17 protein-coding genes are annotated in these 14,570 nt (G+C 29.2%); 1 reads left to right on the forward strand and 16 read right to left on the reverse strand.

Annotated features, from left to right (window positions below; genetic code table 11):
* Nucleotides 1-10: 10 nt before the first annotated feature.
* The 9 genes from radC to BUA77_RS01305 all read right to left on the reverse strand — a co-directional run bounded on the left by radC (nucleotide 11) and on the right by BUA77_RS01305 (nucleotide 7,450).
* The gene (gene radC / locus BUA77_RS01265) at nucleotides 11-709 is read right to left on the reverse strand and encodes a RadC family protein (protein WP_072886598.1); all 699 of its coding nucleotides are present in this window, start codon (nucleotides 707-709) and stop codon (nucleotides 11-13) included.
* A gap of 17 nt (nucleotides 710-726) precedes the next feature.
* Entirely contained in the window at nucleotides 727-1,305 is a 579-nt protein-coding gene (locus BUA77_RS01270) for a Maf family protein (RefSeq protein ID WP_072886599.1), read from the reverse strand.
* 101 nt (nucleotides 1,306-1,406) lie between these two features.
* Complete coding sequence (rnfB, locus tag BUA77_RS01275; RefSeq protein ID WP_072886600.1) at nucleotides 1,407-2,381, reverse strand: RnfABCDGE type electron transport complex subunit B; 975 nt, start codon at nucleotides 2,379-2,381, stop codon at nucleotides 1,407-1,409.
* A 16-nt stretch (nucleotides 2,382-2,397) separates the two neighbouring features.
* Nucleotides 2,398-2,970, reverse strand: a complete 573-nt coding sequence (rsxA, locus tag BUA77_RS01280; RefSeq protein ID WP_072886601.1) for an electron transport complex subunit RsxA — start codon at nucleotides 2,968-2,970, stop codon at nucleotides 2,398-2,400.
* Nucleotides 2,971-2,982: 12 nt separating this feature from the next.
* Nucleotides 2,983-3,579, reverse strand: a complete 597-nt coding sequence (gene rsxE / locus BUA77_RS01285) for an electron transport complex subunit RsxE (RefSeq protein WP_072886602.1) — start codon at nucleotides 3,577-3,579, stop codon at nucleotides 2,983-2,985.
* Between the two features lie 15 nt (nucleotides 3,580-3,594).
* Entirely contained in the window at nucleotides 3,595-4,152 is a 558-nt protein-coding gene (locus BUA77_RS01290) for an RnfABCDGE type electron transport complex subunit G (RefSeq protein WP_072886603.1), read from the reverse strand.
* A complete protein-coding gene (locus BUA77_RS01295; RefSeq protein WP_072886604.1) occupies nucleotides 4,152-5,096 on the reverse strand; it encodes an RnfABCDGE type electron transport complex subunit D in 945 nt (314 codons plus the stop codon). The genes BUA77_RS01290 and BUA77_RS01295 overlap by 1 nt, the downstream gene beginning before the upstream one ends.
* 14 nt (nucleotides 5,097-5,110) lie before the next feature.
* Nucleotides 5,111-6,436 carry an electron transport complex subunit RsxC gene (gene rsxC, locus BUA77_RS01300; RefSeq protein WP_072886605.1) on the reverse strand — a complete coding sequence of 442 codons (1,326 nt, stop codon included), beginning with the start codon at nucleotides 6,434-6,436 and terminating at the stop codon, nucleotides 5,111-5,113.
* Between the two features lie 231 nt (nucleotides 6,437-6,667).
* A complete protein-coding gene (locus BUA77_RS01305; RefSeq protein WP_072886606.1) occupies nucleotides 6,668-7,450 on the reverse strand; it encodes a hypothetical protein in 783 nt (260 codons plus the stop codon).
* A gap of 83 nt (nucleotides 7,451-7,533) precedes the next feature.
* On the opposite strand from BUA77_RS01305, the gene BUA77_RS14520 reads away from it, so the two are divergent.
* The gene (locus BUA77_RS14520) at nucleotides 7,534-8,076 is read left to right on the forward strand and encodes a lytic transglycosylase domain-containing protein (RefSeq protein ID WP_072886607.1); all 543 of its coding nucleotides are present in this window, start codon (nucleotides 7,534-7,536) and stop codon (nucleotides 8,074-8,076) included.
* 10 nt (nucleotides 8,077-8,086) lie between these two features.
* Here the strand turns inward: BUA77_RS14520 and BUA77_RS01315 are convergent, their stop codons facing one another.
* The 7 genes from BUA77_RS01315 to BUA77_RS01340 all read right to left on the reverse strand — a co-directional run bounded on the left by BUA77_RS01315 (nucleotide 8,087) and on the right by BUA77_RS01340 (nucleotide 14,412).
* Entirely contained in the window at nucleotides 8,087-8,950 is an 864-nt protein-coding gene (locus tag BUA77_RS01315; RefSeq protein ID WP_072886608.1) for a C40 family peptidase, read from the reverse strand.
* A gap of 101 nt (nucleotides 8,951-9,051) precedes the next feature.
* Nucleotides 9,052-9,576, reverse strand: coding sequence for a DUF2284 domain-containing protein (locus BUA77_RS01320; protein WP_084605380.1), 525 nt, complete (start codon nucleotides 9,574-9,576; stop codon nucleotides 9,052-9,054).
* 98 nt (nucleotides 9,577-9,674) lie between these two features.
* Nucleotides 9,675-10,097, reverse strand: coding sequence for an endonuclease/exonuclease/phosphatase family protein (locus BUA77_RS14635; RefSeq protein ID WP_084605382.1), 423 nt, complete (start codon nucleotides 10,095-10,097; stop codon nucleotides 9,675-9,677).
* Nucleotides 10,043-10,351: an endonuclease/exonuclease/phosphatase family protein gene (locus tag BUA77_RS13330; protein WP_084605384.1), complete on the reverse strand. Its 309-nt coding sequence runs from the start codon at nucleotides 10,349-10,351 to the stop codon at nucleotides 10,043-10,045. The genes BUA77_RS14635 and BUA77_RS13330 overlap by 55 nt, the downstream gene beginning before the upstream one ends.
* Before the next feature lie 106 nt (nucleotides 10,352-10,457).
* The gene (locus BUA77_RS01330) at nucleotides 10,458-11,981 is read right to left on the reverse strand and encodes a flotillin family protein (RefSeq protein ID WP_330389948.1); all 1,524 of its coding nucleotides are present in this window, start codon (nucleotides 11,979-11,981) and stop codon (nucleotides 10,458-10,460) included.
* 19 nt (nucleotides 11,982-12,000) lie between these two features.
* A complete protein-coding gene (locus BUA77_RS01335) occupies nucleotides 12,001-12,438 on the reverse strand; it encodes an NfeD family protein (RefSeq protein WP_242939062.1) in 438 nt (145 codons plus the stop codon).
* A 225-nt stretch (nucleotides 12,439-12,663) separates the two neighbouring features.
* Nucleotides 12,664-14,412 (reverse strand): 5'-nucleotidase C-terminal domain-containing protein, encoded by a 1,749-nt coding sequence (locus BUA77_RS01340; protein ID WP_200773898.1) that lies wholly within the window; start codon nucleotides 14,410-14,412, stop codon nucleotides 12,664-12,666.
* Between the last annotated feature and the right edge of the window lie 158 nt (nucleotides 14,413-14,570).

The following is a 14,570-nucleotide window of genomic DNA, read 5'->3' on the forward strand; positions in this document are numbered from 1 at the left end:
TTTCTCCTTCCTACATTAACGCTTTTTCTTTAAAGCTAAAGTATATACCATCTCCAATAATTATATGATCTATAATATCTATTCCTAGTATTTTTCCTCCATCAACAAGCCTTTTAGTAATATTTTTATCTTCTTTACTCGGCTCTACATAACCTGAAGGATGATTGTGCATAAGAATGATTTTATTTGCACTCCTTCTTATTGCTTCAATAAAAACTTCCCTAGGATGAACTATTGATGAGTTTAAAGATCCTACAGAAATTTCTATATCAGATATTATTTCATTTTTTGTATTTAAAAGAACTATTTTAAAAACCTCTTTTTTTAAATATCTAAGCTCCTCCATATATACACTTGCTATATCATCTGGACTATTTATTTTAAATTTATCTCTAGGAATAGACTTTGCAATTCTTTTGCCTAATTCTATTGATGCTAATATTTGACAAGCCTTAGCATTTCCTATTCCTTTTATTTTACTAAGTTCTTCTATAGTAATGTTGCAAAGACTTCTTATTCCCTCTGACTTATCCATATTTATTATGTAATTTGCAAGATCAATTGCAGACATATCTTTATTTCCTGATCTTAAAAGTATAGCTAAAAGTTCAGGATTAGATAGATATTTTGCTCCTTTTAAAATCATTTTCTCTCTAGGTCTTTCATCTAGGGCCATTTCTTTAATAGACATTTTTTTTACTTGACCCATATATCTTCCTCCTAAGTTTATATAATATTTATACCAAAATGTCTAGATAAAATTTCTTCTAATTTTGCAACAGGAAGCCCAACTACACTAAAATAGTCTCCTTCTATTTTTTCAACTAGCAAAGATCCATATCCTTGTATTCCGTATGATCCTGCTTTATCCATTGGCTCTTTTGTATCTATGTACCTTCTTATTTTATAATCATCAATATCTTTCATTTTTACCTTTGTAATTTCACAATCTACTACTTTTTTATTATCAGAAAGTCTAATTACACTAATTCCTGTTATTACTTCATGATATTTCCCAGACAATTTTTTAATCATGTTAAAAGCATCTTCTTCATCATTAGGCTTTCCAAGTATTTCATTATCAAATACAACTATTGTATCAGCTCCAATAACTATTTCACTTTCTTCTACTTTATTAGCCACATCTAATGCTTTTTGAAAAGCCAGACTCATCGCTACTGTTTTTGGATTACTATTTATATCAACAGATTCCTTAACTTCACTTTTTATAACTTTAAACTTTAAATTTAAATTTAAAAGCAACTCCCTTCTCCTAGGAGAGGATGATGCTAATATAATCTTCATAAAATCACCTCTTTATATACTGCTACCCTTAATTAGTTTATCACTTAAAAATCAAAAACACAATAAGGTGTGGTAAATACCACACCTTATATTTTTACCTTTTATTTTAATTTTATAGCATCTTTTGGACATTTCTCAAAACATACTCCACAGCCTATACATTTTTCTTCTATTACACTGTGTTTTTGTTTAAGTTCTCCTTCTATAGCATCAACTGGACACTTCTTTTTACATATAGTACAACCAACACATTTTTCTTCTTCTATAAAGGCTTTTTTTCTATTGTTGACTTCTCCTGATATAGCTTTAGTAGGGCACTTTTCTACACAAACCATACATTGTGTACATTTTGAATAATCAATTTTTGCTAAATTATTTTCAAAAGTTATAGCTCCAAAAGGACACGATTTTACACATATTTGACATCCTATACATCCAACAGCGCATTTAGATTTTACATCTTTTCCGAACTCTTTACTGTTACATTCTACAACTACCTCTTGACTATATGGAACCCAATCAATTACAGCTTTTGGACAAACTTCTATACATTTACCACAAGAAACACACTTGTCCTTATCTATATGTGCTATACCATCTTTTATAGTAATAGCACCAAATTGACATACATTTACACATGTTCCAAGTCCTAAACATCCATATTGACAAGACTTAGATCCACCAGATACTAAAGCTGCTGCTCTACAGTCGTTTATACCATAATATTCACTTTTATCTTTTGCATTATTACAAGTACCTTTACATATAACCTTTGCTACTTGCTTTTCTCCATCTTCTGCAACTACTCCCATTATTTCTCCAATTTTTGCTGCACACTCGCTTCCTCCTACAGGACATGCATTTATTGGAGCTTCTCCATTTACTATAGCATTAGCAAGCCCTCCACAGCCAGGATAACCACAACCTCCACAGTTAGCCCCAGGTAAGGCTTCATTTATTGCTTCAACCCTTGAATCTACCTCTACTGCAAACTTTTTAGAAGCATATGCAAGTCCAGAGCCGAACATAAGACCCATGGCACCTAAACTAATAACTGAATTTAATATTAAAGACATATTCTTCACCTCCTACCTAAACTAATCCTGTAAATCCTAAAAATGCTATAGCCATAAGACTTGCTGTTATTAGAGCAATTGGAAACCCTTTAAAGCTTTCTGGTACATCTGCAATTTCAAGTCTTTCTCTTATTCCGGCAAATAATACTATAGCAAGAGTAAAACCAATAGCAGCTCCAAGTCCATTTGTTATTGTTTCAATTAAATTATAGCTATTATCTATATTGATTATAGCAACCCCTAAAACTGCACAGTTAGTAGTTATAAGTGGTAAAAAAACTCCTAATGCTTGATATAATGTTGGACTTACCTTTTGAATTACCATTTCAACAAACTGAACTAAAGATGCAATTACAAGTATAAATGCAATAGTTTGTAAAAATTGTATTCCTAAGGGTTCTAATACATAATACTGAACAAAATAAGTTATTATAGATGCAAGTGTCATAACAAAAGTAACCGCCATACCCATTCCAACTGCAGTTTCAACTTTTTTAGAAACTCCAAGGAATGGACAGATTCCTAAGAATCTCGATAAAACAAAGTTATTTACAAGTATAGAACTTACTAATATCAAAAATATTTTCATCTAAATTCCCTCCTAACTAGCTTTCTTATCAGCAATTTTATTAATCATTGCAAGAAGTAACCCTAATGCTAAAAATGCTCCTGGAGGTAATATCATTATAAGTGCTGGTTTATAAGCACTACCAAATAATGAAATGTTAAATATAGTTCCATTTCCAAACAATTCCCTTACCATTCCAAGCACTGTAAGAGATACAGTAAATCCAAGTCCCATTCCCATTCCATCTACTATTGATTCTACTGGTCTATTTTTAGAAGCAAAGCTTTCAGCTCTTGCTAGTATTAAACAGTTAACAACTATAAGAGGAATAAATAATCCTAACTTTGAATCAAGAGCAGGAAGATAAGCTTTTAAAAGCATTCCTACCATAGTAACAAATGTAGCTATAACTACAATAAATGCTGGGATTCTTATTTTAGAAGGTATAAATTTTCTAACTAATGATATAACTAAATTTGAACATATTAAAACTGCAGTTGTTGCAAGTCCCATTCCCATTCCATTTTCAGCTGAAGTTGTAACCCCCAAAGTTGGACACATACCTAAAACTTGTACGAATACTGGATTTTCATTTATAATTCCATTTTTGAATATTTTTCCTAATTTCATATTTTCACCTCCAACCTATTTTAAAATTTCGTTATATACTCTCATTGCTTCATTAACACCATCAGTAACTGCTTTTGAAGTTATAGTAGCACCAGATATTGCAACAATTTCATTTTCTTTAGGCCCTGGGTTTTTTATAACTTCTATATTTTTGTCTACACTTTTTCCTTTATATTGACCTTTAAATTCTTCATTCGCAGCTTTTGCTCCAAGTCCTGGAGTTTCTGCATGATTTCCTATACTTACTCCATGAATAGTTCCATCAGTTCCAATTCCTATCATAACTTCAACTACTCCAGCATATCCTTTTGGAGCAGTTTTTATTGTATATCCAACAATATCGCTTCCATCTAGTCCTTTGTATACTTCTATAACCATAGATGAATCTATATTTTCTTCAAAAGGTTTAAAATCTTTTGCTTCTGGTAGTACTTGTTTACGAGCTTCAATATTTGCAAGTTCATTTTGTTTTTCTATAGCTGGTAGTGTTACGTTATTAGTAAATCCAAGAACTACCGCCGATATTGATGTTATTATCAAAAGAATTATCCCAAGTTTTGCTATTTCTTTCATTATCTAGCCACCTCCCCAAATACTTTAGGGCTTGTATATTTATCAATAAGTGGTGCTGCTACATTCATTAAAAGTATTGAATAAGAAACTCCTTCTGGGTATCCTCCCCATAGTCTTATAACTGTAGTTAATACACCACATCCTACTGCATATATAATTTGACCTTTATATGTTACAGGTGACGAAGCGTAATCTGTTGCCATATAAAAAGCACCAATCATTAATCCCCCTGCAAATAAGTGATAAATAGAATTACTTAAATCAAATCCACCAAACAAAAATGTTAATACAAATACAGTTCCTATATAGTATACAGGTATTATATAAGTTATTACTCTTCTATAAATAAGATATATTCCACCAATTATTAAAAGTAGTGCAGATGTTTCTCCTATACATCCTCCGATGTTTCCTATTAAAAGATCAAAAATACTTGGTTTTGCAGTTCCTACCGCTTCTACCCCTTTAACTATAGCAAGAGGAGTTGCTGTAGATACTGCATCAGGTCCTGGAGTTACCCAACTTGTCATTTCAACAGGCCAAGAAGCAAGTAGCATTGCACGAGCAGCAAGTGCTGGATTCATAAAATTATGACCTATTCCACCAAATACCTGTTTTACAATAACAATTGCAAACACAGATCCTACAAAAGGTAACCACCATGGCGCTGATGCTGGTATATTAAATGCAAGTAAAAGTCCTGTAACAATAGCAGACCAGTCATTTATAGTTATTTCTTTACCCATAAGCTTTTGAGTTATTGCTTCTGCTAAAACAGCACCAATTAATGCAGATAATATTACTGTTACAGCTCCCATTCTAAAATAGTAAATAGAAGCTATGGTTGCTGGAAGCAATGCTATTACAACATCCCTCATTATAGTTGAAGTATCTTCATTAGATCTTAAATGAGGAGAAGATGATATTATAAGTTTTGTACCCATTATCTTACCTCCTTCTATTTGTTTTGCTTTCTCTTTTTAGCTATTATTTCTCTTTTTGCAACCCTTATTGATTGAAGAAGTGGTCTTTTAGATGGACAAATAAATGAACATGACCCACATTCTATGCAATCAAGGGCTCTATACTCTTCAGCTTTATCAAAATTATATTTTAAAGAATGTGCACTTATATAGAGTGGTTGTAAAAATGCTGGACATATATCAACACATTTTCCACATCTTATACAATTTTTAGGCTTTGGTAAAGTTGCATCTTTTTTGTTAAGACATAGTATTCCTGAAGCTCCTTTTGTTACAGGTACCTCAAGTGTATATTGTGTAAGACCCATCATAGGTCCTCCCATTATTACCTTTCCTGGTTCTTCTTTAAAGCCTCCACATTGATTTATTATTTCTTCAAATAGTGTTCCAACTTTAATTATTAAATTTTTAGGATTTTTTATAGCACTTCCTGTAACTGTAGTTATCCTTTCAACTAAAGGCATTCCAGTTTTTATTGTTTGAGCAATCTGTGCTGCTGTTCCTACGTTATTTACAACAACTCCCGCATCCATAGGAAGTCCTCCAGATGGAACTTCTCTTTTTGTACAAGCATATATAAGCTGTTTTTCAGCTCCTTGGGGATATTTAGTTCTTAAAGATACAACCTCTATATTTTTTTCATTTTGAGCGGCTTTTTTCATAACCTCTATTGCATCCGGTTTATTATCTTCAATTCCTATATATCCATTTTCAACATTTAAAACCTTCATAATAGCCTTAAGTCCATAAACTACATCTTCTGGACTTTCAAGCATAAGTCTGTGGTCTGCTGTTAAGTATGGCTCACATTCTGCACCATTTAATATAACTGTATCTATTTTTTTATCCTTTGGAGGAGACAGCTTTACATGAGTTGGAAATGTAGCTCCACCCATACCAACTATTCCAGCCTCTTTTATTATTTCTAAAATTTCCTGAGCGCTTAGAGAATCTATATCCCCTTTAGGGACAACGCTTTCATGTGCTTCGTTTAAGAAATCGTTTTCAATTATTATGCATAAAGAACTTCCACCAGGTGTTGGACACTCCTTTATAGATTTTACTGTTCCTGATACCGAACTATGTACAGGTGAAGAAACAAATCCTTGTGGTTCTCCTATTTTTTGACCTACTTTAACTTTATCTCCAACTTTTACAATAGGCTTACATGGAGCACCTATATGCTGTTGAAGAGGTATATAAAGAGTAGCAGGATCTTTTGCTCTTTCTAATTGTATATTCTCTGTATATTTTTTTCTGTGTGGCGGATGAACTCCACCTTTAAAAGTTAAGAGCGTCATTCATATTACCTCCTTACAATAAATTATACCCACCTCATAATATAAGTATAAATATTTATTAAATAACTATAAATATAAAAAACAAATATTAACATGAAAATAATTTCATAATATAGTATACTACATTTTTTTTATAAAGTCCTAAAAATTAAATAATTAACATAATTAAATTAAGATTTTATGATAAATCATAAAAAAGAGCTAAAATTTTAGCTCTTTTTAAAATCTTTTTTAATTTATATTTTTTAGTGTATTTATAAAGTTATAATAGTCAAACATTCCCGATAAAAAAAGCTTTTCACAGGAATACATATTGTTATTTCCAAGATTTTCATTTATTTCTTCTATGTGCTTTGCATACTTTTCGCAAAATTCACTTAATTTATTTTTGAAATTTTCTATATTTTTATCTTGTATATTTTCAATATTTTTTGTTAATGAATCTACTATCTTTTTTCTTTCATTTATAATATTAATATAGTTTTCATATTTAGATGTTCCCATAGTATACTCATACCAGAATTTAGATTCTTTTTTCATATTATCATTCATTAATTTTAATTCTTTATAGATATCATCCATATAAGAATATTTTCCAGTATATTCTAAATTTATTCCAGAAACTTTTATTTTAGATATAAAAGCATCAGTATAGTTTTCCTTAATCCCACCTAAAAGATTTCTTATATGATTTTCATCTAAAAGTGTATAACTATATATTTTATATGTACCTTCCTTTTTTAAAACATAATTAGGTATTAAATTTTCATCTAAATCCTTTTTTACAAGTTTAACCTTTTCATAATCACTTAAAGACCCTACTTGTATAGAGTATATTATAAACGAATCTAAATAACGAATATTTTTATTGTTATTTTCTATTTTTACTGCATTTATAAGCTTGTCTCTGTTTAAATTTAAAAATATTAATTTTGATGTGAAACATGCTAAAAGCGGTACTAATACAAACAAAATAAATATAAATACATTTTTTTTCTTTCTTATCTTATTCATTAGTAACTCCTCCCTATTTACTAGTATATATATTATTTATATAATATAAGTATAAAAAATATTACTAATTAAGGAGTAGTATTATGAATAATTTAGTAAAACAAATTTATCTAGATAAAATAAGAGAAATTGAAAATAGAATTCCTATAAAAATCAAAAAAAATAATAATAAAGAAAATACTGAGTTTAATAATATTCTTGAAGAAAAAATTAATAAAACTGAAACTATAAAAAACGAAGATATAGAAAGTATAATAGAAGAGGCTTCTAAAAAATATAGAGTGGATAAAGATTTGATAAAATCAGTAATAAATGTAGAGTCAAGCTTTAATCCAAATGCTAAATCATATAAAGGAGCCATGGGGCTTATGCAACTAATGCCTAGTACTGCTAAGTCTTTAGGTGTTAATAACCCCTATGATATTAAGGAAAATATAATGGGAGGTACAAAGTATCTAGATGATCTTCTTAAGAAGTATAAAAATATAAATCTAGCTTTAGCCTCATATAATGCAGGTCCTGGAAATGTAGATAAGTATGGAGGAATTCCTCCATTTAAAGAAACGCAAAATTATGTAAAAAAAGTAATAAGTGCTTATAATAATATGAAAAAAAGTGGCAAATAAGCCACTTTTTTTATTCCGAAACCCTTCTTGCACATTTATATGTTTTTAAATAATACCCTTCATTTAAATTTGATGTCATAACTTTTGCTTTTGCTGATGATGCATGTATAAAATTTCCATCACCTATGTAAATACCTACATGATTTATCTTACCATCTCTACTTGTATCAAAGAATACTAAATCCCCTAATTTTAATTCATCTTTTGATACACTTGTTCCAACACTACTTTGAGATCTTGAGCTATGAGGAAGATCTACTCCTAATGCTGTTTTATATACATACATTGTAAAACCTGAACAATCAAAAGTATCAGGTCCACTAGCAGCCCAAACATATTTTTTACCTAATTTACTACTAGCAACTTCATATACTTTACTAATTCTATTGTCTCCTCTTGATACAGCTTTATTTTCTTGTTTTATATTAATAAAAGAATTATATATATACCCCACTTGTTCATTAACTTTTACTTTATACCAATCCGAAGTTTTATCTAATATTTCAACTTCATTTCCAGTATTTAAAGTTCCTATAACAGGACTTTCAAGACTATTTCCTTCTCTAAGATTTACATTATTTCCATTTACAACCCCTATTGTTTGTTTCTCCTGTGTATATTCACTACTAATCCAGCCTTCATTTCCATTATCTAATTTTATTTTATACCATCCGTCTTTTATTTCAACAATTGGAACCTGATCTCCTTCACTTAATTTTGATATTATATTAGAACTTGTATTATTTTCACTTCTCACATTTAAAATAGTAGCTGTTATTTCTGCTTTTTTATAAGTATTTGCAAAAGGATGAGATACATTTAATGTTAATGCCATAAATGCAGCAAATACAGGTATCAATGCTCTTTTTTTCATGTGTTCCCTCCTTATTATCATTAGTTAAAAGCCAACATATATACTATTTCGACATTTTCTTAGGAAATCCTTTTTCTTTTTTTATTTTTTAAATTTAAAATTTAATCTAATAACAATATACCTACTAAATTTATAACCTTGTAATCACTATAATTTATACTAATATTAATATTCTGAAGGGTTTTAGTTAAATTAACTCCTACTGCTTCTGGTGAAAATCTTCTCATATGAGGCTTTATACATCTTTGAGGACATCTTTCACATTCATTACAAGAACCTGGTCTTAAAAGATATGCAAAACTATATCCTTCATTAAAAGCAATTTTTTCAATTTCTAGCATCTTCTTAAAACTTTTCTTTCTTATATCATCCCATACTTTAGAAATATCATCATTTTTACTTATACTATATTTCTCTATTAAAATAATCCCTTTTTCATATTCACTCAATATTTTCTTAAATTCATCTATTGATATACAATGTGGTGGACAATTAAGCCTTTTACCAAAATCCTTACATCCATAAGCACACTTTAAATATACTCTATTTTCAATCACGATATCCTTAGCGGAAATAAAATATCCATAAAGATCTTTTTGTTTAGCTAAGCTTAATATTTTTTCCATATTCCCCCCTAGTTTTACGCTTTTAACAAAATTATACATTATAAATACATAAATTTAAACCCTAAAAAAAGAGCAAGCATTCACCCATCTTCAGTTTTTTACAGTTTTAACTGTACAAATACAGGGTAGTGATCTGACATATAAACAGGATAAACATCATACTTTAATACTTCTAACTCTTTAGAAGTAAATATATAGTCTATTCTTTTATTTAAAAGCATAAAAGTAGATAAATTTTCTTTATTCATTTCTTTTCCCGTATCTATTAAATAATTACTATTTAATTTTGGATTAGTTGTGTTTAAGTCTCCTGCTAAGATATACGGTTGTTCTATAGATTCTATATATTCGTTAATTACATTAAATTGCTTAGCTCTTTCTTTAGAACTTAACCCTAGATGGGTATTTAATACGCTTAATTTTTTATCTTTTATTTGTATAATAGTATGAATTAATCCCCTTTGCTCTATTTTGCTAGGTAAAAATATATGTTTTTTTCTATAATGGGAAATGAAGAAAATGTTGCTATTCCATAATTTAAGTTAGTTTTTTTTACATTTGCTCCAAAGTGAAAGTTGTAATTTAAAGCCTCTTGTATTTGGCTAACCTGAAATCCTCTTTTTTTACTTTCATTAACTTCTTGAACCGAAATTATATCTGGATTTTCTCTTTTTAAATACTTTATTATTTCATTTAGAGTAGGCTTCATCCAATAATTTTTCCCACTATGTATATTATAAGTTACAAATTTAATTGAATATTTATCATTATCCATAATAACATCTTCCTTAACTTTAATTAGAATTTTATACTTTTAGTATATTCAATTTCTTTATTTAATTTAAAAAAACAAAAAATTGGCGATTTTTAATCACCAATTTTTATGCATTTGCTTTTTCTTTATTATTTTCTTTTACTTCTTCGTACTTCTTTATATCTTCCATAGTTTTTATAGGTTCTATTGTTTCTACATAAGAAGTATTACTATCAAATTTATTTTTTACCATATCCATTATATTTACTCCTGTTAAAGCTTCTACTGCTTCAGGAACTTGTGCCATAATATCTGTTATATATCCAGATACTTTAGAAGCTCCCTTTCCTTCTCCTCCATTATCAACAATAACAATTTTTTCAGTTTTAGAAAGTGGAGTTGCAATACTTGAAGCAATTTCAGGTAATTTTTCAACAAGCATTTGAATAACAGCTGCTTCATTATATTCTTTGAATGCTTGAGCTTTTTCACGCATAGCCTCTGCTTCTGCTTTTCCCTTTTCTTTTATAATTTCAACTTCAGCAAGCCCTTCAAGTCTTTTGGCTTCTGCTCTTGCTTGACCTTCAAGTTTTATAGCTTCAGCTCTTGCATGTGCATCTTTAATTTGCTTGTAATTTTCAGCTTCAGCACGCTTTTCTGCTTCATATTTATTTGCATCTGCTTGTTTTTTAACTTTTGCATCAAGTTCTCTTTCTATTCTTAAAGATTCTTTATCTGCAATTTCAATTGACTTATCTTTTTCTAAAAGTTTAACTTCCATTTCAGTTTCTACAACTTCTTTTTTAACTTTATTTTGCTCAATTTCATAAGCAAGGTCTGCTTGTGCCTTTTTAACTTGCTGTTCTTGTCTATATGATTGAACTTTCAATTCTTTATTCTTACTAAATTCAGCTATTTCAGTTTCAGATTCAAGTCTTGCTCTTTCCCCTTCTTTAAATGCTATAGCAGTTTGTATTTTAGCATCTCTTTCGGCTTCAGCTTTTTTAATTTCAGTTTCAGATTTTGCCTTTGCCTGAGCAATTTCTGCATCTCTTTTAACTTCGGCAATTCTTTTCTTACCCAAACTATTTAAATAATCATGATTATCTGCTATATCACGAATTGTAAAGGCTTTAATTTCAAGCCCCATTTGAGCAAGATCTACTGCTGCAACCTCTTGAACTTGAGCTGTGAATTTTTCTCTATTTTTATAGATTTCTTCAACAGTCATTGTAGATATAATTTCACGAAGCTTACCTTCTAAAACATCCTTAGACGTTACTTTAATTCTTTCTATTGTTTCTTTTTCATTACCTGTATTAAACTGCTCCATGGCTGATAAAATCGATTCTTCATCTGATTTTACCTTTACAACAGTCACACCATCTACAATAATTTCAACGCCTTCTTCTGTTAATGCCCCATCTGTTCTTACTTCTATTTTCATATTTTCCAAGGAAATAATATCTGTTCTCTCTAGAAGCGGAATAACAAGTCCACCCCCCCCAGATATTACTCTCTTTTTAAGACCAGTTACAACTCTAGCCTTATCTTGTGGAACCTTCTTCCACATAGATAAAAATCCCATAATTAAAATTAAAATAACTCCAACAATAATAGCTGGATAAATTAAAGCTGACATATCTAACATAAATATCTCCCCTTTATAATTAATTTTCTTTAATAGCATCTACATAAAATACATTATCTTGTATTAATACTATGATAACTTCACTACCTGATTTAATTTTTTTACCTTCTATATGCTTAGCAGGTGCATTATACGTATTCCCATTTATAGTGTATTTTATTTGACCAAATCCATTTTCTATAATCGTTCCAATTACCTTAGCACTTCGCCCTATTAATTTCTTTTGAGATACAGAGCTTGTATTTTGTGCTTTTTTTAAAGCATTTATAATAAATTTATTTACTAAAAAAGAAACTATTATAGCTATTATAAATGAAAATAAAAATACGTATAAAGCTGTTTTCCCAAGCTTTGTCTGCATAACTCCTAATCCACCAAATATTGTTATAAATATAGCAATTATTATTGGTTTTATAGGAAGTCCTCCAAAACTAGGTATATCCCCATCTATATCCACTCCATCAAAACCTGTTAAATCAAATAAATTACCTAAAACAAGTGATACTAGTGCATATAGAATTCCTACACCAAATAAAATTGTATATATTTTTAATATATATATCCCCCCCTCTTGCTATAATATTTTATAATTAATATTTTACCATAATATTCCTAAATCATTTCTTAAATATTTCTTAAATTTTTAATATTAAAACTAAAAAAGAGGCTTTAAGCCTCTTTTTTAGTTTGCAACAGGAATTGATAATTGCTGTCCTGGGAATATTAAATTTGGATTTTTTAAAGAGTTAAACTTAGCAATTTTTTGCCACTTAACATTATATTTTCTTCCTATTTTATAAAGTGCATCTCCTTTTTTAACTGTGTAAACTATTGTATTTTTAGGCTCTTTAACTTTAACTTGTTGAACCTTTTCTTCTTTCACTTCTTGTTTTTGCTCTTTAACTATTAAACGTTCTTCTTTTGTATAATTTAATTCTTTAGCTTCTTTAACAGCTTGAATTAAAGCATCTCTTATAGCAACAGTTTCACCTAAAGCTTTAGCTTCTTTAAATATTGTGTATCCATCTCCACCACTTGCCATAAAATCATTAGTTACAACTTTATATGTTTTATTTAAATCTACTTCTTCACCACTATCTAAAGTCATTTTAACAACTTTATTACCTTTTTCTGCACCTTTTATGTACTCAACTTTTACACCTGAAAATTGTACTGATCCAATTTCTTTGTTTTCTATTCCATGTTCAAATATTTCTTTTATTTGAGCTCCTGTCATTTCAAAAGAAGATAATACATTATCAAAAGGCATTACTTCATACATTTTTCCAACTGTAATATCTCCTACAGGAATATTAGTTCTAAGTCCTCCACCATTAGTTACAGCAATATCTGCATTTTCTAATTTCTTCATTACATCTGTAGTCCATTGACCTAAAGTACTAGTAGTATAATCGTAACGATTATGATCTAAGTTAGTTATTGTTTTTCCTATAACTTCATTTAAAATAGGCCCTACTTTTTTTGTATATTCATCTACTATTTTCTTAGTAGCTTCATCATCCTTTAATGTAGCTTTTCTTTCTTCTCGATATAATAAATCTAAAGAAGCTTCTTTTTTAATTATTTCTTTTTTATCTTTATCTACAATAAAAGAAATTTTTCCTAAAGCTCTTCCATATTTATATCCTTGAACTATAGGCACATTATTTACAAATCCTGCTATTCTTTGATGAGTATGTCCTGCAATAACGGCATCTACACCATCTACATAAGCTAAATCAGCTACTTCTCCTGTAATTTTTTTAGTCTCCTTATCTTGAAATCCACCTAAATGAGTTAAAAGTATGATAATATCTGCTTCTTTTTTAACTTTAGGAACTAATTCTTTTGCAACTTCAACTGGATTTTTAAATTCTATTCCCTCTACATTTTGAGGTTTTGTTTTGTAAGCTGTTTCAGGAGTTGCAAGCCCTATTATACCTAGTTTTATTCCATCTACATCAACAATACTATAAGGGTCTGCCCAAGTTACAGGCTCATTTGTATTCTTATCATAAATATTTGCTGCTAAAAATGGAACTCCTGATAATTCTTCCCATTTTTCTATTTTATCTAATCCCCAATCAAATTCATGATTTCCTACTGCTGAAAACATAAAACCTGCTTCTTTCATCATTTTCGCAACCGGTTCCCCATATAATAAGTTAGATACAGCCGAACCATTAAAATTATCTCCAGCAGATAATACAATAGTGTTAGGATTATTTTCTTTTGCTTGTTTTATAGCATTAACTAATTTTGCTGCACCTACATTTTTTCCACTCTCTTGTAATGAGCCATGGAAATCATTAATTTGTAAAATATCAATTGTTACTTCATTTGCTGCCTTTGCTACTGGAACTTGTCCAAACATAGTTAAAATCATTACAAAAGAAACTATGTAAGCAATGAAACGTTTTCTTAGATTCAATACTATCCCTCCAATTCAAATTTTATGATTAATATATGTACTAATTCAATTTAATTATACTAGAACTTTTCTACATATTCAATATTTACTACAATATCTTTTTGATAATTCTGGTATTTTTTTAATTCAATTAATTTAATTGACATTTAATATATATA

Origin of the sequence: Tepidibacter formicigenes DSM 15518 (assembly GCF_900142235.1) — a bacterium.
Taxonomy (GTDB): domain Bacteria; phylum Bacillota; class Clostridia; order Peptostreptococcales; family Peptostreptococcaceae; genus Tepidibacter; species Tepidibacter formicigenes.